We start from the raw sequence: 20346 nt of genomic DNA, 5'->3' as shown, positions 1-20346 counted from the left end.
TCCCTTGCCTAAACGCAAGGATGTCCCTGCTGAAACGATTCAATCGTCCTTTTGACTGTATCCGGTCATACTAACGGGCAACAATACACTCGATTTCCACCAAAGCACCTTTCGGTAATGCTTTCACAGCCACAGCCGAACGAGCAGGAAAAGCTCCTTCAAAATAGGTAGCATACACAGCGTTCATTTCCGCAAAGAGCGACATATCAGACAAGAATACCGTAGTTTTAACAATATCTGCCATCGTCAATCCTGCTTCAGTAAGAATATGCTTGATGTTTTCTAACGACTGACGTGCTTGTTCCGATACACCACCCGGAACAAATTCCCCTGTTTTGGCATCAACCGGAAGTTGTCCCGATACAAATATCATTCCGTTTGCTTCTATTGCCTGACTGTAAGGTCCTATCGCAGCAGGAGCCTTATCACTAAAAATTACTTTTTTCATATTTTCTTTATTTGGTTAATAAATAATCTGCTCTCAAATAATCCACCTTATATATACTATCGCCGGAAAGCGTGAGACTGCTGAACACAATACGTCCCAAATCCGTATCTACATAATGCAAACGCTCTCTGCATGAATCCGGCATATCTCCCAAAGACTTCATGCCTCTTAATATACCGTTAACATATTGATTCATGTCCTGAACTGCCATATTACCCAAAGTATCTTTCAAAGTTAACGTACCATTCTTAAAACGAAAAGTATACATTCCCTTTGTTACCTTATAATCACCGTTAGAATATTCGGGACTTACATCAAGATCATATAATCCGGTAAAGCCCTCAATATCCGTCCAAGCCCCGAAAGTAATGAATCTCTCTTCAGATTGAGAATCAATCTCCCCTCCCCACGTCACATAATTATCCAAACTACCGGGAATAATCTTCTTTCTCAAATCAAAAGCACCATCCACACCATAATGAGCCATCATATATGCTTCACTCCTTTGTCCGGCAACATATCTGAACGCACCATACAGTTCTTTGTATTCCCTCTTATAAACCGTATCATTATCTGCGTGAATACGATGCAAAAGACCTGAAGAATCCGCAATTCCCAGCTTCTCTATCACTTTGTCCAACCGCTTCGTCTGTGAGACCAGTCCTATCCGCTTCGCAGAAACAGCAGGGATAAAGGTAAATATCGAGAGAACAAAAATAGCAATTAAAGCTATATATAAATACTTTCCCAACACTTTTGTCAGAAAAAAGAGCATACAAAGCGTAGTCAGTCCGCCTAATAATACAAGGTAGACACGCTCCTCCGTAAATCCGTATTCATTTATCCGATAGCCTACCCCGACCCAAAACATCACAAACAGGGGTAAAGAGATAAAGCTGGCATAACGATAAAACCAATCATAAAATCTCCGGTACAAAAGCGGCTGACAGGCTTTACCTATCACCACGCTCAACACAAAAGCAAATACCATATATGCCACCTGGCCTTTAGGCAATTCCCAAAGAACGGCAATCTTAGCAAAGTAGATATACAAGATGACCGTATAGACAATTATTGCCGGAGAGAAAATAAAATTCATCAGTATATCAAAAACTCTCGAAGAATGAAAATCCGGCTCCTGTTCCTTCTTGTCAAAGTAGACAAATGCCAAAGGTAAAGATACGAAGTTTGAGAAACTCAAAATATAACTGTAAAAGTCAAAGTCTTTTAGAAAGTCTATACTAAAGATATAAATAATAGAAGCATAAATAGCCACAACAGCCAGACAGAGGGCATACGCTATGAACACCGCAGAGAAAATATTCAAAAGTACACGGACGGCATGAGCAGCAAAACGTTCATTATCCCGATACCATCCATAAGAAATAAGAACAAGAAAAGCAATCAAAAGTGAGAACCAATAGCCCGCCGAATGCACAAAAGCGTCCACATTCGCCATAACAAACATAAAAAGCAAGAAACCGGACAGATAATAAATAATACGCCCCAATCCGTTCCGAAACAATTTATTGCAGATAAACGTCAATACAAAGAATTGCGGACACAGTGCCAATACACTGTCATAAGAATATCCTTCATCAATATTTTGATAGATAATCCACAGAATAAAAAAAGTAACTCCGATAAAAATCTCCATCGGCGCATAAACACTCATTTTAGCTAACTCTTGCCCTGCTTTCTTTAGTCTGTTTTCCATTATACTATATCCGTTTGCAAATTTATTCCGCTAAAATAGGTTATTTCTACCAACAATTCTTTATTTCCGGTGAACAATTCCACGCTTATTAACGTTCGTTACAAGGAAAGAAAGAATAGTACACAAAAAAATATTTAAAAAAAAGCGTTAAAACAATGCTGGTATAAAATAATTGCGTACATTTGCCAAGTCTAAAACCAAGAAGTGCTCTACCTAAGAGTATGAGGTATCTGACTCACAATCAATAAATATTATCCCAAAAACATTAATTACACATATGTTTTAAGCGTTGTGGCAACACGATAAAAAGATTCATCTGTGTATTGCAAAAATAAACATATTACTAACATTACATTATACGTATGTATAACATTATTCAATTAAACGACAAAGATCTGTCGGAACTACAATCTATTGCATCGGAATTGGGTATCAAAAAGCCGGACTCTTTCAAAAAAGAAGATTTGGTTTATAAGATATTAGATGAACAAGCAATTGCCGGAGCAACCAAAAAAGTGGCATCAGAGAAAGCCAAAGAAGGGCAGAAGAAACAACGTTCACGTATCTCCGTAAAAAAAGAAGGAGACAAGGTTTATACGGCCAATAAAGACAAAGCCGTAAAAATAGAGGAACCGGTGGTAGCTGTCACTCCGAAAGAAGTCGTAGAACGACCAGCAGAAGAGCCTAAAACGGTAAAAGCTAAAACGACAAAAAGCAAGACAACCAAAAAAGCTACTACCAAAAGTGTTGAAGCTAAAAGTGCAGAAGAGAAACAGCCTGAAACTGAAACTGTAAAAACTTCAGTACCGGAAACACCGGTAAAAGAACCGGTTGAAGAAAACAAAAAGCCTAAGAAAGCAGTTAAAAAAGTAGCATCACCGGTTGAAGAAAAGAAAATAGAGAAGCCTATAAAGAAGGAAATCATTCAGGAATTAGAGCTACCTCTCGATGACAACGATGATGATTTTATTCCGATTGAGGACTTACCATCAGAAAAAGTAGAATTGCCAAGTGAACTTCTCGGTAAGTTTGAAGCTACAAAAGCGGAAGTTCCTGTTATACCTGCCCAACAGCAGCAACAACGCCCAAAAGTTGTTCGTCCGCAAAACAATTATAATAACAACAATAATAATAATCAGCGTAACAACAACCAACGTCCGCAAAACAACCGTCCGGTTCAACAAGGACAGGAAGGCGAAATGCAACAACCGCAACAGCAAGAACGTCGTCAAATAGAAAAGCCGTATGAATTCGACGGTATTCTGACCGGAACCGGCGTATTGGAAATCATGCAGGACGGATACGGTTTCTTACGCTCATCCGACTATAATTACCTTTCTTCACCGGATGACATCTATGTATCGCAATCCCAAATTAAATTATTCGGATTAAAGACCGGCGATGTCGTAGAAGGTTCTATTCGTCCACCGAAAGAAGGCGAAAAATATTTCCCGCTTGTTAAAGTAGAAAAGATAAATGGCAGAGACCCGGCATTCGTGCGCGACCGTGTACCTTTCGACCACTTAACACCTCTATTCCCTGATGAGAAATTCAAACTTTGCAAAGGCGGATACAGCGATAATCTTTCTGCACGCGTTGTAGACCTGTTCGCTCCTATCGGTAAAGGGCAACGTGCACTAATCGTAGCACAACCAAAAACCGGTAAAACTATCTTATTAAAAGATATTGCAAATGCCATAGCAGCCAATCATCCTGAAGTGTATATGATTATGCTTCTTATTGATGAACGTCCGGAAGAAGTTACCGACATGGCTCGCAGCGTTAATGCCGAGGTTATTGCTTCTACATTTGACGAACCGGCAGAACGCCATGTGAAAATCGCAGGAATTGTTTTGGAAAAAGCAAAACGTATGGTAGAATGCGGGCATGATGTTGTCATCTTCTTGGACTCTATCACCCGCCTGGCTCGTGCTTACAACACAGTTTCCCCCGCTTCAGGTAAAGTCCTATCCGGTGGTGTGGATGCCAATGCATTACATAAGCCCAAGCGCTTCTTCGGAGCTGCACGTAACATTGAAAACGGTGGTTCATTAACCATTGTCGCTACCGCCCTGATTGATACCGGCTCTAAAATGGACGAAGTTATCTTTGAAGAATTTAAAGGAACAGGTAATATGGAGCTTCAGCTCGACCGTAACTTATCTAACAAGCGCATTTTCCCTGCTGTTAATATTGTGGCTTCAAGCACACGTCGCGACGATTTGTTGCTTGACAAGCAAACACTTGACCGTATGTGGATTCTCCGCAAATACTTGTCGGACATGAATCCTATCGAAGCTATGGACTTTGTAAAAGACAGATTAGAAAAGACTCGTGACAACGAAGAATTCCTTATGAGCATGAACTCTTAAAATAACTGAAAGTTATAATTCCACAATTGGAAGTTCTCGGATTAATCGTATTTTTGTCCGAGTAACTTCCATTTTTTATTGGAAATATCAGCATTTAATTAACTTAAACCCTATCAATTATTATGAGAAGCCTTTATCCGTTTCTTGGACTCTCTGTCTGTGCCACTGTCGGTATCAATGCGCAGGAACGACCTAATTTCTTAATTATTCAATGTGATCAGTTAGCCCAACGTGTAGTCGGGGCATATGGAAGTACCTACGGACTAACCCCAACTTTAGATAAATACGCTTCGGAGGGCGTCGTATTTGCAAATGCCTATGTAGGTTGCCCACTCAGCCAACCATCCAGAACTGCATTATGGAGTGGTATGATGCCCCATCAAACCAATGTACGTTCTAACTCTGCCGAACCTTTCAATTCTGAAATCTCTACCGACATCACAACATTGGGAGAGGCATTTACTACGGCAGGCTACGATGCAATGCACTTTGGAAAAAGGCATGATATGAACTCTTTAAGAGGTTTCAAACACAAAGAACCTGTGGCAGAACCGTTCAAAGATGATAATTTCCCGGTAAATAATGATAGTTTCCTCGACGTAGGTACTTGTAAAGATGCCGTAAATTATTTAAAGAATCCACCTTCAAAGCCATTTATCTGTATTGCCGACTTCCAAAATCCTCATAATATATGCGGATATGTAGGTGCTAATGAAGGAGAACATATAAACAAACCTTATTCAGGAACATTGCCCGAACTACCTGAAAACTTTGAAGTAAAGGACTGGGAGAATCTTCCTATCCCGATTCAATATACCTGTTGCAGCCATAGAAGACTGGCACAAGCCGCTCATTGGAGCGAAGATAACTACCGTCATTATCTTGCAGCCTATAACTATTATACGGATATGGTAATGAAACAAATAGACCAGGTTATTGAAGCATTAAACTCTACTCCTGCAGGTAAAAACACCATTATCGTATTTGTGGCAGACCATGGAGACGGGATTGCTTCACACCGAATGGTGACAAAACAAACAAGTTTTTATGATGAAATGACAAATGTTCCTTTCATTTTTGCAGGACCGGGCATAAAGAAACAAAAAAAGCACATTACTCAATTGGTATCACCAACGATAGACCTGCTGCCTACCCTTTGTGACCTTGCCGGCATATCAATACCAGAAGGCAAACCGGGAATCAGTTTCGCACCTACTTTAAAAGGAAAGAAGCAAACAAAAGAGCATCCTTATGTCGTGTCCGAGTGGGATAGCGAATATGACGATGTAATAACTCCGGGACGTATGGTACGCAGCCCGCGCTATAAATACACACATTACCTGGAAGGCAACGGAGAAGAACTTTATGATTTGCAAAAAGACCCGGGAGAACGCAATAACCTAGCAAAATCTCCGGAATATGCCAAAGTTCTTGCAGAACACCGTGCTATGCTTAACGACTACATAATTCGTACAAAAGACGATTATCGCAGTCGCACGGTTAAAGCCGACAAAGAGTGGAGAAGTCACCCGTTAGGCTATCCTAATCATACCGGACGTTGTGTTTGGGATCTAAGAAAGAAGTAAATAACTTCCGGATACCGTTTATTTAGTTAAAGCTCCTCCTCTGTTTATAGAGGAGGTGTCACGTAGTGACGGAGGAGTTCTTCCATTCTGAATTTTTAATTCTCAATTGAACAATTCTCAACTTCAAAAGAAAACTCCCTCCCCTCTTTCTGAGGTACTCCCTCTATAAACAGAGGGAGAGCTTTTATCGCTTGTCACGAAAAAAGCCACCTTCACTCTAACAAGCTATCCCTCAATAGCTAAGGATCAAATCGTGATAAGGTGAAGGCAAATTAAAGTAATTTTGTTTTGCTTAAAACAGCGGTAAAAGCCATAAAATCCCCCTCTGATATAATTCTTAAAGGACTTCAACATCCGTAAAAAGACATACGGTCGATTGAAAACAAACATACGGTCCTTTGTTTGCAAACGATAAGAGTTTGCGAACAAAGGACCGTATGCTAAAAACAAATATCCATTACAACCGAACCGGGTAATGGATATAATAAATTTATGGGTAATCTCTCAAACAGCAAGTACCAAACTATCAGAAAGGCAAATCGTCTTTCTCATCTGTTGCCGAGAAATCAGCAGGAGCACCGGTCGGAGCCATCGAGGCCATAGGTGCAGCAGAAGCATCCATCGGAGCACCTTGTCCGCGTTCCACTTTCCACGCACGAATATCATTATACCAGCGTCCGTTATATTCACGGCAATCAATATCAAAAGAAACAGTCATTTCTTCTCCGGCTTGTATTGCAAATTGATCAATCTTATCCCCCCAAAGGTTAAAACACATTTTTTTAGGATATTGATCATGAGTTTCTATCACATATTCTTGCTTTTTCCATTCTCCGTTTCGTCCCATTCCTGTTTGTAAAGGAAGTACAGCAATAATCTTTCCACTAAATTCCATGTCTATCATTTTAAATTTTCAAGATGCGAAGATACACTTTTCTACTTTAGGATACTAATTTATTTATTGCTTTTTTATTCCCTTTTTGTTAGGCTAACCCAATCTTTTTTCATAATTTTGTGCGACAGATATTCAGTATAATCATTAAATAAAATACAAATATGAAATTTATTGTTTCGAGTACAGCACTTTTCAGCCATTTGCAGGCAATAAGCCGTGTTATTAATTCAAAGAACACGCTGCCTATCCTCGATTGTTTTTTATTCCAATTGGTAGACGGAACTTTGTCCATTACAGCTTCTGACAACGAAACCACCATGGTCACTTCCCTTGAAACCAACGAATGCGATTCAGACGGAAAGTTTGCTATTTCATCGAAAACAATACTTGATGCTCTAAAAGAAATTCCGGAACAACCGCTGTCTTTTGACATTAACATGGATAATCTGGAAATTACCGTATTATATCAAAACGGTAAATATAGCGTAGTAGGACAAAATGCAGATGAATTTCCACAATCGGCAACACTCGGAGAAAGTGCCGTACGTGTAGAAATAGATGCAAATATCCTTATGTGCGGTATTAACCGTACACTTTTTGCCACAGCCGATGACGAACTTCGTCCGGTAATGAACGGAGTTTATTTCGATATTACCACTGAAGACATTACAATGGTAGCATCCGACGGACATAAACTTGTCAAGAACAGAACTACTGCTGTTAAAGGCAACGAAAGAGCAGCTTTCATTTTACCGAAAAAACCGGCTACTCTTGTCAAGAACTTACTTCCGAAAGAAAACGGTTCGGTTACTATAGAATTTGATGACCGTAATGCCGTACTTACATTAGAGAACTACCGCATGGTATGTCGCCTGATTGAAGGACGTTATCCTAACTATAACTCTGTTATTCCGCAGAATAACCCACATAAGGTGACCATCGACCGTCAGCAATTAATCAGTGCATTGCGTCGTGTTTCCGTATTCTCTTCACAAGCAAGCAGCCTTATTAAATTGCGTCTGCAAAATAACCAAATCGTTATTTCAGCGCAAGATATTGACTTCTCAACCTCAGCAGAAGAATCATTGACTTGTCAATATGACGGTAACCCGATGAGCATCGGTTTCAAATCAACATTCCTTATTGACATCTTAAACAACATTTCTGCAACGGAAGTGGTAATAGAATTGGCAGATCCATCTCGTGCAGGAGTAATAGTCCCTGTTGAACAAGAAGAAAATGAAGATTTGCTGATGCTATTGATGCCGATGATGCTTAACGACTAATTAAAATGAAATTAAACCTGAAAAATCCGATAGTTTTCTTTGATCTTGAGACTACGGGTACAAATATCAATGCAGATAGAATTGTAGAAATCTGTTATTTAAAAGTATACCCGAACGGGAATGAAGAAGCTAAGACTTTACGTATAAACCCGGGGATGCATATTCCTGAGGAGTCGTCTAAGATTCATGGTATCTACGATGAAGATGTAATCGATTGCCCTACTTTCAAAGAGGTGGCAAAAGATATAGCAAAAGATATTGAGGGTTGTGACCTTGCCGGATTCAATTCAAACCGCTTTGATATACCCGTATTGGCTGAGGAATTTCTACGAGCTGATGTAGATATAGACATGAGTAAACGAAAATTCATTGACGTACAAGTCATTTTCCATAAAATGGAACAGCGTACGCTTTCTGCCGCATATAAGTTCTATTGCGAAAAGAATCTGGAAGATGCACACACGGCCGAAGCGGATACACGTGCCACTTATGAGGTGCTCAAAGCACAGTTAGACCGTTATCCGGAATTAAAAAACGATATGGCTTTCTTGTCTGAATATTCCAGTTTCAATCGTAATGCCGACTTTGCAGGCAGAATTGTTTTTAACGACAATGGCGTAGAAGTATTTAACTTCGGCAAATATAAAGGACAGATAGTCGCGGAAGTTTTAAAGAAAGATTCGGGATATTACAGTTGGATACTCAACGGCGACTTCACACTCAACACAAAAAATGTGCTTACAAAGATAAGGTTACGCGAGTTGACCGGAAAATAACATAAAGAATATAATATGCCTTTAAAAGGGAAAAAGATAGTATTAGGTATTACAGGAAGTATCGCTGCCTACAAAGCAGCCTATTTAATTCGTGCACTCATCAAAAAAGGTGCGGAAGTACAAGTCGTTATTACTCCGTCCGGAAAAGAATTCATTACTCCTATTACTTTATCCGCACTAACCAGCAAACCGGTTGTCAGTGAGTTTTTCTCACAAAGAGACGGTACATGGAACAGCCATGTAGATTTGGGATTATGGGCGGATGTGATGATTATTGCACCGGCTACTGCCGCTACCATAGGAAAAATGGCAAACGGTATTGCGGACAATATGTTAATCACGACTTATTTATCCATGAAAGCCCCTGTATTCATAGCTCCGGCGATGGACTTGGATATGTACGCGCATCCTGCCACTCAGAAAAATCTGAATACGCTTCGTTCTTACGGTAACCGTATCATAGAACCGGGAGAAGGCGAATTAGCCAGTCATCTGGTAGGTAAAGGAAGAATGGAAGAGCCTGATAATATCGTTAAAGCATTAGAAGAATTTTTCATACAGCAAAACGAACTTTCAAAAAAAAAAATACTGATAACAGCAGGACCTACTTATGAAAAGATTGACCCTGTACGCTTCATAGGAAATTATTCTTCCGGCAAAATGGGATTTGCCCTTGCCGAAGAGTGTGCCAAACACGGTGCGGAAGTCACATTAATTTGCGGTCCGGTACAACTGACTACGAATCACTCGAATATCCATCGTATTGACGTAGAATCTGCCGAAGAAATGTATCAAGCGGCAACAAAGTATTTTCCGACAATGGATGCCGGTATCTTATGCGCTGCCGTAGCCGACTTTACAGCCGACCATATCGCCGATGAGAAAATCAAGCGTAAAGGTGATGAACTACATATTTGTTTGAAACCCACAAAGGATATTGCTGCGAGTATAGGCAAAATAAAGAAACCGAATCAGACATTGGTAGGTTTCGCTCTCGAAACCAATGACGAGCAACAAAATGCCCAAAGCAAACTGGAACGTAAGAACTTTGACTTTATCGTCTTAAACTCTTTAAACGATAAAGGTGCAGGATTCCGATGCGATACAAACAAAATCACGATAATAGATAAAATAAAAGCCACCGAATACCCGTTAAAATCTAAAGCATTAGTGGCAAAAGATATCATTGACAGATTAACAGAATATATCAAATGAACAAGAAAAAGATAAAAACGGGAATAAGGATGATCGGGGTCATCGCTGTTGTATTAGCCATAGGCGGTATAATCCTATCACTGTTATACAAACATTACCAACATGCCATCTGCTACTTTCTGATTGCAGCTGGTATGTCGTCACTTTTATATATAAACAGAAAATAGCTTTGCTCTATGGATAAGATAAGATATATCAGTCTGATTTTGATTATGTTTCTCGCCCTCACAGCTAAAGCACAGAGCAATAGCGGGGAGATGAACTGCAAGGTCACTGTTAATTCCTCCCAGATACAGGGTACGAACAGCCAAGTATTCACTACTTTAGAAAATGCTATAAAAGAATTTATCAATGACCGTAAATGGACTTCCGCACAATATTCTCCGGTAGAGCGTATTGCCTGCACTTTCAATATCACCGTAAAGGAATATGATGAAAGCGGGGGAGCTTTCAAATGTGAGCTGATCGTTCAATCCAACCGACCGGTCTATAATTCTAATTACAATACGATATTACTCAACTTCAAGGATGTAAACTTTACCTTTAATTATTTAGAGTATGATCCGTTGGAGTTTAAAGACAACATCATAGATAATAACCTCACGGCCGTACTTGCTTACTATGTCTACCTGATAATCGGACTGGATATGGACTCCATGTCGCCAATGGGTGGAACAGATGTATTACATATTGTAGAAAACATCGTAAGTTCTGCGCAAACATTGGGTGAAACGGGATGGAAAGCATTCGATGATTCCAAGAACCGGCATGCTATTATCAATGACTACATGGATGGAGGTATGAAACCGTTTCGACAAATGATGTACGACTATCACCGTTTGGGACTGGATGAAATGTCGCAGAATGCGGATCGTGGAAGAGCCAAGATCACAGAATCATTAGGATTGCTGAAACAAGCCAAAGAAAATAAGGCGATGTCTTCCCTACCCCAGATATTTATTGATTCCAAAAGAGACGAACTGATAAATATCTATTCCAAAGGTACGCAAAAGGAACGTGAAGAAGTCTATGATATGTTAATGGAGATAAATCCTGCTCAATCAACCGAATGGGAAAAAATTAAGTCTACTCAGTAATATGTTGCAATCTATCTATATACAAAACTATGCGCTGATTGATACACTTGATATCAGTTTTGAAAAAGGATTCTCTGTTATCACAGGAGAAACCGGTGCAGGTAAATCAATCATTCTCGGAGCTATCGGTCTATTACTCGGACAACGTGCAGATACGAAAGTAATAAAGAATGGCGCCGGCAAATGTGTCATTGAAGCTCGCTTCAACATATCTGCCTACGATATGAAAGACTTCTTTGAAGAGAATGAGCTTGAATATGATTCACAAGAATGTATATTACGCCGTGAACTTCAGGCATCCGGTAAATCAAGAGCGTTTATAAATGATACCCCCGCTCCACTCAGTGCCATGAAAGAACTGGGAGAACAATTGATCGATGTTCACTCCCAGCATCAAAACTTACTGTTAAGCCATGAAGAGTTTCAGTTAAACGTATTGGATATTCTGGCAAATGATGAAGAAGAACTGGGTAAGTACAAATCTGCATACCAACAATATAAAGAAATCATCCGGCAACTGGAAAAGCTGAAAGATGATGCTGAAAGAAATAAAGCGGATGAAGATTACATCCGTTTCCAACTGGAGCAACTCGATGAAGCAAAGTTGTCCGAAGATGAACAGGAATTGTTGGAGCAAGAAGTTGACGTACTAAGCCATGCCGAAGAAATTAAAGCAGGATTATATAAGGTGGAACAAACCCTCACCGGTGATGAAGAAGGTATACTGCCTGTGCTCAAAGATAATCTTAATACTTTAAGAAATCTGCAGAAAGTGTTTCAAGCAGCAGAGGAGTTGTCTTCACGAATGGAAAGTTGCTACATTGAGCTCAAAGACATAGCACAGGAAATAAGTAATCAGGAAGAAGAAGTGGAATTCAATCCTGAAAGGCTGGATTTTGTGAATGAGCGTTTGAACCTCATCTATTCATTAGAACAAAAGCACAGGGTACAAACCGAGAAAGAATTGATAGAAATAGCCGAAGGTTTCCGTACTCGTCTTAATGCCATCACCTCGTTCGATGAACGGATTGAAGAGCTGGAAGCCGAGAAAAACAACCAATGCAAAGAAGTGAAGAAGCTGGCTGGCGAACTGACCAAGAAACGATGTAAAGCCGCCAAAGAGATTGAAAATCAAATGCGTCCCCGGCTCATCCCGTTGGGCATGCCTAATGTACGTTTTGAAGTAGAACTGACAGACAAGAAAGAGCCTGATGCCACAGGTGCAGACAATGTTACTTTTCTTTTCTCTGCCAATAAGAACGGAAAACTTCAACCGATTTCCTCTGTTGCCTCCGGCGGTGAGATAGCCCGTGTCATGCTCTCCATCAAAGCCATGATTAGCGGCATTGTTCATCTGCCTACCATTATCTTTGATGAAATAGATACGGGAGTTTCCGGTGAGATTGCCGATAAGATGGCATCTATCATGCAGGAGATGGGAAAATGTATGCAGGTTATCAGCATTACCCATCTGCCTCAAATAGCAGCAAAAGGGATTACCCACTATAAAGTATTCAAACAAGACAATGAAAAAGAAACAAGCAGCAACATCCGCTTGTTAAGCAAGGAAGAACGTATAGAAGAAATAGCGCATATGTTGAGCGGAGCCACATTGACAGAAGCTGCAATCAACAATGCCAAGGAGTTATTAAAACAATAAGATACAATTATATAAATGGAAAATAGCGAAATGATATTCGGTGTTCGTGCCGTCATCGAAGCCATTCAGGCAGGGAAAGAGATAGATAAGATTCTAGTTAAAAAAGACATTCAAAGCGACTTATCCAAAGAGCTCTTTGCCGCACTGAAAGGACTGCTTATCCCGGTACAACGCGTTCCGATTGAGAAGATAAACCGTATTACCAAGAAGAACCACCAAGGAGTAATTGCATTCATTTCTGCCGTGACCTATCAAAAGACCGAAGATTTGGTCCCTTTCTTATTCGAACAGGGAAAAACACCTTTCTTCGTTATGTTGGATGGTATCACCGATGTACGTAACTTCGGAGCAATAGCCCGTACCTGCGAGTGTGCCGGTGTGGATGCCGTCATTATCCCCGCACGCAACAGTGTAAGCGTAAACGCCGATGCGATGAAAACCTCCGCCGGTGCACTTCATACATTGCCGGTATGCCGTGAACAAAGTCTGACGCAAACCATCAAATTTCTGAAAGACAGTGGATTTAAGATTGTCGCAGCCACAGAGAAAGGCGATTATGATTATACTAAAGCCAATTATAAAGATCCTCTTTGCATTATTATGGGTGCGGAAGATACGGGTGTACCCTACGAACATCTGTCATTGTGTGATGAATGGATTAAAATCCCTCTCCTCGGCACAATCGAATCGCTCAATGTATCTGTCGCAGCAGGCATATTAATCTATGAGGCTATCAAACAACGCGGATTCAACGAATAACCAATTAACCCCAAATACCATGAAGAAACTGTTACTTATACTTCTTTGTTTATCTTCTCAGTGGATAATGGCACAAAAGGATGCGCCAAAATGGGTGGATAAGGCTAAACGGGCAGTATTTTCAATCGTCACCTATGATCAGGAAGATAAATTGATGAATACAGGAAATGGATTCTTTATCAGCGAAGATGGAATTGCATTGTCCGACTATACCTTGTTTAAAGGAGCTCAACGGGCGGTAATCATTACTTCGGAAGGCAAACAGATGCCGGTCAAAAACATTATGGGAGTAAACGATATGTATGATATTGTCAAGTTTCGTGTAGATGTAGACAAGAAAGCTCCTGGGACACTGAGTGTTGCGACAGAAGCTCCGGAAAAAGGAACCGAAGTGTACTTACTGCCCTACTCCACCAAGAAAGACCGTACATGCACAATCGGTACAGTCAAAGAAGTGTCACCTTTGCCCGGAGGGTATCATTACTACACACTGGATATTCCTTCTAATGAAAAGATGGTAAGTTGCCCTGTTACAACGGCAGACGGACAGGTATTCAGCATGATTCAGGCAGATGTTTCCGGTAATAAGACAGAAAGTTATGCCATCAGCGCTGCTTTCGCCAAGGATCTGTCCATCAATGTCCTATCTCTGAATAATGCCGCTTTAAAAAGCATCGGCATAAAGAAAGCACTCCCCGACACGGAAGAACAAGCGTTAGTATATCTGTTAATGAGTGCGAGTACGATGGACTCTAATGATTACCTGCAACTGTTGAATGACTTTATCGAGCAATATCCTAATAGTCCGGAAGGTTATACACGCCGTGCAAACTATTACGTTTACAATCTCAAGGATGAACAGCATTTCGCTTTAGCGGAAGCAGACTTGAACACTGCATTAAAACTGACAGATAAGAAGGACGAAGTATATTACAACAAAGCAAAACTTATCTATGCTAACGAGATCGACCAATCACCTTTCAAATACAAAAACTGGGGATACCCGGAAGCATTGGAGGAAGCTGGCAAAGCATTAGCAGTCAATCAACTCCCACTCTATCAGCAGTTACGCGGTGACATCTATTTTGCCATGCAAGATTATCCTAAAGCCTACGAATGTTACAGTATTGTAAACCAAAGTAATCTTGTATCTCCGGCAACATATTACAGCGCAGCCAAAACAAAAGAGTTAATGAAAGCCGATGAAACAGAAGTCATTGCCTTACTGGATAGTGCTATCAATCTTTTCTCAAAACCGCTACCGGAAGACGCCGGACCATATTTGTTCGAACGTGCTCAACATAAGGAGAACAAAGAGATGTATAAAGAAGCTGTCGACGATTATGATGAATACTATCATGTTGTAAATGGTAAAGTAAATGATTTATTCTATTACTATCGTGAACAGGCCAATTATAAATCAAGAAACTTCAAACGCGCTTTGGAAGATATTCAAAAAGCACTGGAGATTAGTCCGAAAGACGTTACTTACCTAGCCGAACTCGGAGCAATCAATCTGCGTGTTGCCCGTTATGAAGAAGCGATAAAAAACTTACAGGATGCTCTTGCCATCGATCCTAAGTTCGCCGCTTGTTACCGTCTCATCGGTTTCTGTCAAATACAGCTCAATCAGAAAGATAAAGCCTGTGAGAACTTTGCCAAAGCCAAAGAATTAGGAGATGAAGCGGTAGAAAGCCTTATACAGAAGAATTGCCAATAATCGGGATTCTTCCCCTTTGAGAACATCAAAATAGACAAGCTGAAAACGCCTAAGGGAGCGTTGGCTTACGCTCCAGTAGCTATAAGCCAACGCTCCTTTAGGCGTTAGGCATCACTCCCTTGAGCGAAAAGCAACGCTCCCTTGAGTGATTTTACAAAGGTACGGTCCGTTGCAAACAAACATACGGTCCGTTGATTACAAACTCCTATCGTTTGCAAACAAACGACCGTATGCTGAATAACAGGTATCAATATGCGCTATCTACCGACAGTATAACGACTTCTTCCGTCTTATCATCCACCCGAAAACGATCATCACTCCGTTCGCCTACCAACCAAGCAATTTTCTCACCGGAACATACGACATAAGTTTCCTCTTTCGCTTTGCGTGAAAACTTGCGATCCGTCAGGTAATCACTGACCAACTTCTTACCCTTCATACCAAAAGGAATAAATGAATCGCCGGCTTTCCAATGACGGATGGTTAACGGGAAAGTCAGCTTTCGTGTATCTAAGCAAGCAACATTCCGTTCTTTCGGTATCCGGAAATCAGGAGTATAAACTTCCTTTGTCACATAGATGCTTTTCTCTTTATAATAAATCAATTCACCCTTATCGGGCAATTCTTTAGGCAAATCATCCGTTTTCGATACTTCGTCAAGCCTCTGTAATAGTAAATATGTACGATCTTTCAAGATACGCCAACCGGCAGAAAAAAACTGTTTGCCGGGTTGTCCGTCAAGACTCCGAAAGATTTCATCTGTTTGCGATGCATTAAATCCCAATGGAGATATCAATTCAAAAAGCAAGGATTTAGGAGCAGACTCATCCAACAGGCGTTCAATCGAAATGCCTTGTTCATCCAGCACACGCTGTCTACCCTCATCCATCACCTTATTATATATATGCGCAGCTTCTTCCAGACGGGAAGCCGTAGCTGCAATGCTCTCTTTCACCGAAGGATTGATAGATTCCATCATCGGAAGAATATTCAAGCGAATTTTATTACGCATATATTCGTCCTGCATATTCGTGCTATCTGTTACAAAATCCTGCCCTAAACTACCGAGATAACTCAATATATCATCCCGTCCCACCTCAAGTAGCGGACGGACGATAAAACCATTTCTTGCACGGATTCCGCATAATCCATTAATCCCCGTACCCCGAATCAGGTTCAAAAGAAAGGTTTCCACACTATCGTCACGATGATGCGCAATGGCAATCACATCAAAACTTCCTTCTTTACGAAGCTGTTCAAACCAGCTATAACGCAACTCACGTGCAGCCATCTCTATCGACAAGTGATGCTCTTGTGCATATTCTTTTGTTTCAAAATGAACGATATGCAACGGTACGTCACAGGTACGGCAAAGCATCTTTACAAATTCCTCATCCCGGCAAGATTCTTCTCCACGCAAATGAAAATTGCAATGAGCTGCTTCACAACAATACCCCAACTGCAACAACAAACGCAGTAGAGCCACCGAGTCCGCTCCACCGCTAAGAGCAACTAACACTTTGTCATTCAACGACAAAAGCTTCCCTCTATCTATATATTCAGCAACTTGATTATGTAACATATTGCAAATATACTTCTTTATTCTTATCTCATAGCCACCTCTCACTATTTAAAAACGTTCTAAATAATTTGTTCAACTAAGAAGAATCACATATCTTTGCAGACAAATAAAAAGAAGTATGCGTCTATCCGAATTGAAAACCGGCGAAAAAGGTGTCATTGTCAAGGTATTAGGACACGGAGGATTCCGCAAACGTATTGTGGAAATGGGATTTATCAAAGGCAAAACAGTCGAAGTTATCCTGAACGCCCCATTAAAAGACCCGATTAAATATAAAATATTAGGCTATGAAATTTCTCTCCGCAGACAGGAAGCGGATATGATTGAGATTATTTCCGAACAGGAAGCGAAAGAGCATAAACAGGAAATAGTGGATTATCATGGTTCTATCAACGAAGATATAGAATTATCTGAAAAAGATATTCAGGAAATAGCACTCAGAAGACGCAGAACCATAAATGTAGCCCTTGTTGGTAATCCGAACTGCGGTAAAACTTCCCTTTTTAACTTAGCCTCGGGCGCACACGAACATGTGGGAAATTACAGTGGCGTCACGGTAGATGCCAAGGAAGGCTTCTTCGAATTTGAAGGATACCGATTTAAAATCGTGGATCTCCCCGGCACTTACTCACTATCCGCCTATACACCCGAAGAGTTGTACGTTCGCCGTCATCTGATAGACGAGACTCCTGATGTGGTTATCAACGTAGTGGATGCCTCCAACTTAGAGCGCAATTTATATCTGACTACACAGCTGATAGACATGAATGTGCGTATGGTGGTAGCTCTGAATATGTATGACGAACTGGACGCAAGTGGTAATACGCTAGATTACGAACTATTAGGAAAGTTGTTCGGTGTGCCGATGATACCGACTGTCTGCAAGCGTGAGATCGGTGTCAAACAATTGTTTGACCAGGTGGTAAACGTTTACGAGAATGCAGATATAATCAGCAGTGAGATGGCATCCCGGATGCAACCTGTCAAACAACACATAGAAGAACATCTTGAAAGGCATGAACAACGCTTGCAGAAACGTTCGAGAAACTGCAAAAGGATGGAGCATATTACTCAACATATAGAAAAACATGAGGAGCATTTCAAAGAACATTTGGAAGAGCATATAACCCGAAAGATGAAGTCGCCCGTTATCCGCCATATTCACATCAATCATGGACCGGAACTGGAGCGCGCCATAGATAGTGTAAAAGAGGAAATATGCAAGAACGAAAATATCCGTCATAAGTATTCAACCCGCTTCCTCTCTATAAAGCTGTTAGAGAACGACAAAGAAATTGAACGGTTTATCCGGACATTGCCGAATAACAAAGAAATTCTTGAGAAAAGAGACAAAGCCATCAAGCGCATTCAAGAGACATTGAATGAGGATAGCGAATCAGCAATTACCGATGCCAAATATGGTTTTATCAGCGGTGCATTGAAAGAAACCTTTACAGACAACCACTTGGAACAGCAACAAACAACGAAAGTATTGGATTCCATCTTCATACACAAGATATGGGGATTTCCAATCTTCTTCCTGTTGATGTATCTGATGTTCGAAGGAACATTTACCATTGGTGAATATCCGATGATGGCTATCGAATGGTTAGTTGATTTATTCGGCAATTTCATTAGAGAAACAATGAGCGAAGGTCCGCTGAAAGATATGCTAGTCGACGGAATCATCGGCGGTGTAGGAAGTGTAATCGTCTTTCTGCCCAATATTCTGATTCTATACTTCTGTATCTCCATAATGGAAGACTCCGGATATATGGCACGTGCCGCATTTATCATGGATAAAATCATGCATAAAATGGGATTGCATGGCAAATCATTCATTCCGTTAATAATGGGATTCGGTTGCAACGTCCCCGCAATCATGGCCTCACGTACCATCGAAGACCGTAAAAGCCGATTGATAACAATGCTGATAAATCCACTTATGTCATGCAGCGCCCGACTGCCGATCTATCTTGTACTTGTAGGAGCATTCTTTCCCAATCAGGCAAGTTTGGTGTTACTGAGTATTTATGTAGCAGGTATTTTATTAGCTGTAATTATGGCCCGACTATTCAACCGTTTCCTTATCAAAGGAGAAAGCACTCCATTCGTAATGGAACTTCCCCCTTACCGAATGCCGACAGCCAAATCTATTTTCCGGCATACTTGGGAGAAAGGAGCCCAATACTTACGTAAGATGGGAGGTATCATTATGATAGCATCCATCATCATCTGGTTCTTGGGCTACTATCCTAATCATAATGACTACAATTCAGTAGCCGAGCAACAGGAAAATTCATATATCGGACAAATCGGTAAAGCTATCGAACCTGTCATCGAGCCTCTTGGTTTTGATTGGAAATTAGGTATCGGACTGATCTCCGGTGTAGGTGCGAAAGAGTTGGTAGTTAGTACGCTTGGCGTACTTTATACAAATGAGTCAGACGTTGAAAACGTAAATCTATCCGAGCGCATTCCAATTACCCCATTAGTGGCTTATTGCTATATGCTGTTCGTTCTCATTTATTTCCCTTGTATTGCCACAATTGCTGCCATTCGGCAAGAATCAGGCAGTTGGAAGTGGGCTTTATTTGCAGCCGGATATACCACCATATTGGCATGGATAGTATCCTTTGCCGTATTCCAGATAGGAAGTCTATTCACATAATTGAACCGAATAGTAACTGATTTGTTTATGTAACATGAGTTTACAAGAAATTATAGTCATAGTTGTCGTTTTTTTCTGCGTTAGTTACGTTGGAACTCGCATCTTTCGTTTCTTCCAAGAAACAAAAGGTGGGAAAAATCCCTGCATCAATTGTAACTGTGATTGCATCCTGAGAGATCAACTAGAGAAAAAGAAGCAAGAATGTAGAAGAAACAGACAAAAAACAAAGAAAAATTGCTGCGGATAGTTGCTATTTTCAAAATAAGTTCTACCTTTGCAACCGCAAACAAAAAGACAAGGTTCCTTGGATGAGTGGCTTAGTCAGTGGTCTGCAAAACCATGTACGGCGGTTCGAATCCGCCAGGAACCTCAAGCAAAGCTCCGAAACTACTGATAATAAAGAGTTTCGGAGCTTTTCGTTTCTTGGAGGTACGCAAATAGGGGCGCAGATAGGATCAACGTAAAAACCTGAGGGATTAAGTCTAAATTCTTATCTTTGCCTCCCCAATTATATAATAATGGAAACGAATGGTTATCGCCTTCTTCTTCCCGAAGGCACCTT

14 protein-coding genes and 1 tRNA gene are annotated in these 20346 nt (G+C 40.6%); 11 read left to right on the top strand and 4 right to left on the bottom strand.

All coding sequences use genetic code 11. The features are described 5' to 3' along the window. Window positions 1-70: 70 nt before the first annotated feature. Window positions 71-448: a RidA family protein gene (locus DXB63_RS01995; protein WP_122124710.1), complete on the bottom strand. Its 378-nt coding sequence runs from the start codon at window positions 446-448 to the stop codon at window positions 71-73. A 7-nt stretch (window positions 449-455) separates the two neighbouring features. Further along, window positions 456-2165: a DUF4153 domain-containing protein gene (locus DXB63_RS01990; RefSeq protein WP_122124709.1), complete on the bottom strand. Its 1710-nt coding sequence runs from the start codon at window positions 2163-2165 to the stop codon at window positions 456-458. 362 nt (window positions 2166-2527) lie between these two features. On the opposite strand from DXB63_RS01990, the gene rho reads away from it, so the two are divergent. Both rho and DXB63_RS01980 read left to right on the top strand, forming a co-directional pair. Continuing rightward, window positions 2528-4537, top strand: coding sequence for a transcription termination factor Rho (gene rho, locus DXB63_RS01985; RefSeq protein WP_122124708.1), 2010 nt, complete (start codon window positions 2528-2530; stop codon window positions 4535-4537). A 122-nt stretch (window positions 4538-4659) separates the two neighbouring features. Continuing rightward, window positions 4660-6123, top strand: coding sequence for a sulfatase (locus tag DXB63_RS01980; protein ID WP_122124707.1), 1464 nt, complete (start codon window positions 4660-4662; stop codon window positions 6121-6123). A 526-nt stretch (window positions 6124-6649) separates the two neighbouring features. Here the strand turns inward: DXB63_RS01980 and DXB63_RS01975 are convergent. Continuing rightward, on the bottom strand, window positions 6650-7018 hold the full coding sequence (locus DXB63_RS01975; protein WP_122124974.1) for a DUF3127 domain-containing protein: 369 nt from the start codon (window positions 7016-7018) through the stop codon (window positions 6650-6652). A gap of 161 nt (window positions 7019-7179) precedes the next feature. Between DXB63_RS01975 and dnaN the strand changes: the two genes are divergently transcribed. The 7 genes from dnaN (at window position 7180) to DXB63_RS01940 (ending at window position 15531) form a co-directional block, all read left to right on the top strand. Continuing rightward, window positions 7180-8304: a DNA polymerase III subunit beta gene (dnaN, locus tag DXB63_RS01970; protein ID WP_122124706.1), complete on the top strand. Its 1125-nt coding sequence runs from the start codon at window positions 7180-7182 to the stop codon at window positions 8302-8304. A 5-nt stretch (window positions 8305-8309) separates the two neighbouring features. Then, window positions 8310-9080 (top strand): 3'-5' exonuclease, encoded by a 771-nt coding sequence (locus tag DXB63_RS01965; protein WP_122124705.1) that lies wholly within the window; start codon window positions 8310-8312, stop codon window positions 9078-9080. Window positions 9081-9095: 15 nt separating this feature from the next. Next, window positions 9096-10295 (top strand): bifunctional phosphopantothenoylcysteine decarboxylase/phosphopantothenate--cysteine ligase CoaBC, encoded by a 1200-nt coding sequence (coaBC, locus tag DXB63_RS01960; RefSeq protein ID WP_122124704.1) that lies wholly within the window; start codon window positions 9096-9098, stop codon window positions 10293-10295. A 176-nt stretch (window positions 10296-10471) separates the two neighbouring features. After that, a complete protein-coding gene (locus DXB63_RS01955; RefSeq protein ID WP_122124703.1) occupies window positions 10472-11392 on the top strand; it encodes a DUF4835 family protein in 921 nt (306 codons plus the stop codon). Between the two features lies 1 nt (window position 11393). Continuing rightward, complete coding sequence (gene recN, locus DXB63_RS01950; protein ID WP_122124702.1) at window positions 11394-13052, top strand: DNA repair protein RecN; 1659 nt, start codon at window positions 11394-11396, stop codon at window positions 13050-13052. Between the two features lie 15 nt (window positions 13053-13067). Then, window positions 13068-13811 (top strand): 23S rRNA (guanosine(2251)-2'-O)-methyltransferase RlmB, encoded by a 744-nt coding sequence (rlmB, locus tag DXB63_RS01945; protein WP_122124701.1) that lies wholly within the window; start codon window positions 13068-13070, stop codon window positions 13809-13811. A gap of 19 nt (window positions 13812-13830) precedes the next feature. Next, window positions 13831-15531: a tetratricopeptide repeat protein gene (locus DXB63_RS01940; protein ID WP_122124700.1), complete on the top strand. Its 1701-nt coding sequence runs from the start codon at window positions 13831-13833 to the stop codon at window positions 15529-15531. A 247-nt stretch (window positions 15532-15778) separates the two neighbouring features. On the opposite strand, the gene tilS is transcribed toward DXB63_RS01940, so the two are convergent. Further along, window positions 15779-17113, bottom strand: coding sequence for a tRNA lysidine(34) synthetase TilS (gene tilS / locus DXB63_RS01935; protein WP_122124699.1), 1335 nt, complete (start codon window positions 17111-17113; stop codon window positions 15779-15781). A gap of 118 nt (window positions 17114-17231) precedes the next feature. Between tilS and feoB the strand changes: the two genes are divergently transcribed. After that, window positions 17232-19784, top strand: a complete 2553-nt coding sequence (gene feoB / locus DXB63_RS01930) for a ferrous iron transport protein B (protein WP_122124698.1) — start codon at window positions 17232-17234, stop codon at window positions 19782-19784. A gap of 298 nt (window positions 19785-20082) precedes the next feature. Further along, window positions 20083-20154: transfer RNA gene (locus DXB63_RS01925), tRNA-Cys, on the top strand. Window positions 20155-20346 lie beyond the last annotated feature (192 nt).

The sequence above is a fragment of the Bacteroides sp. OM05-12 genome (assembly GCF_003438995.1).
In the GTDB taxonomy this organism is placed as follows: Bacteria; Bacteroidota; Bacteroidia; order Bacteroidales; family Bacteroidaceae; genus Bacteroides.
Note: the sequence above shows the minus strand (reverse complement) of the source record. Positions and strands in the feature narration are given on the sequence as shown.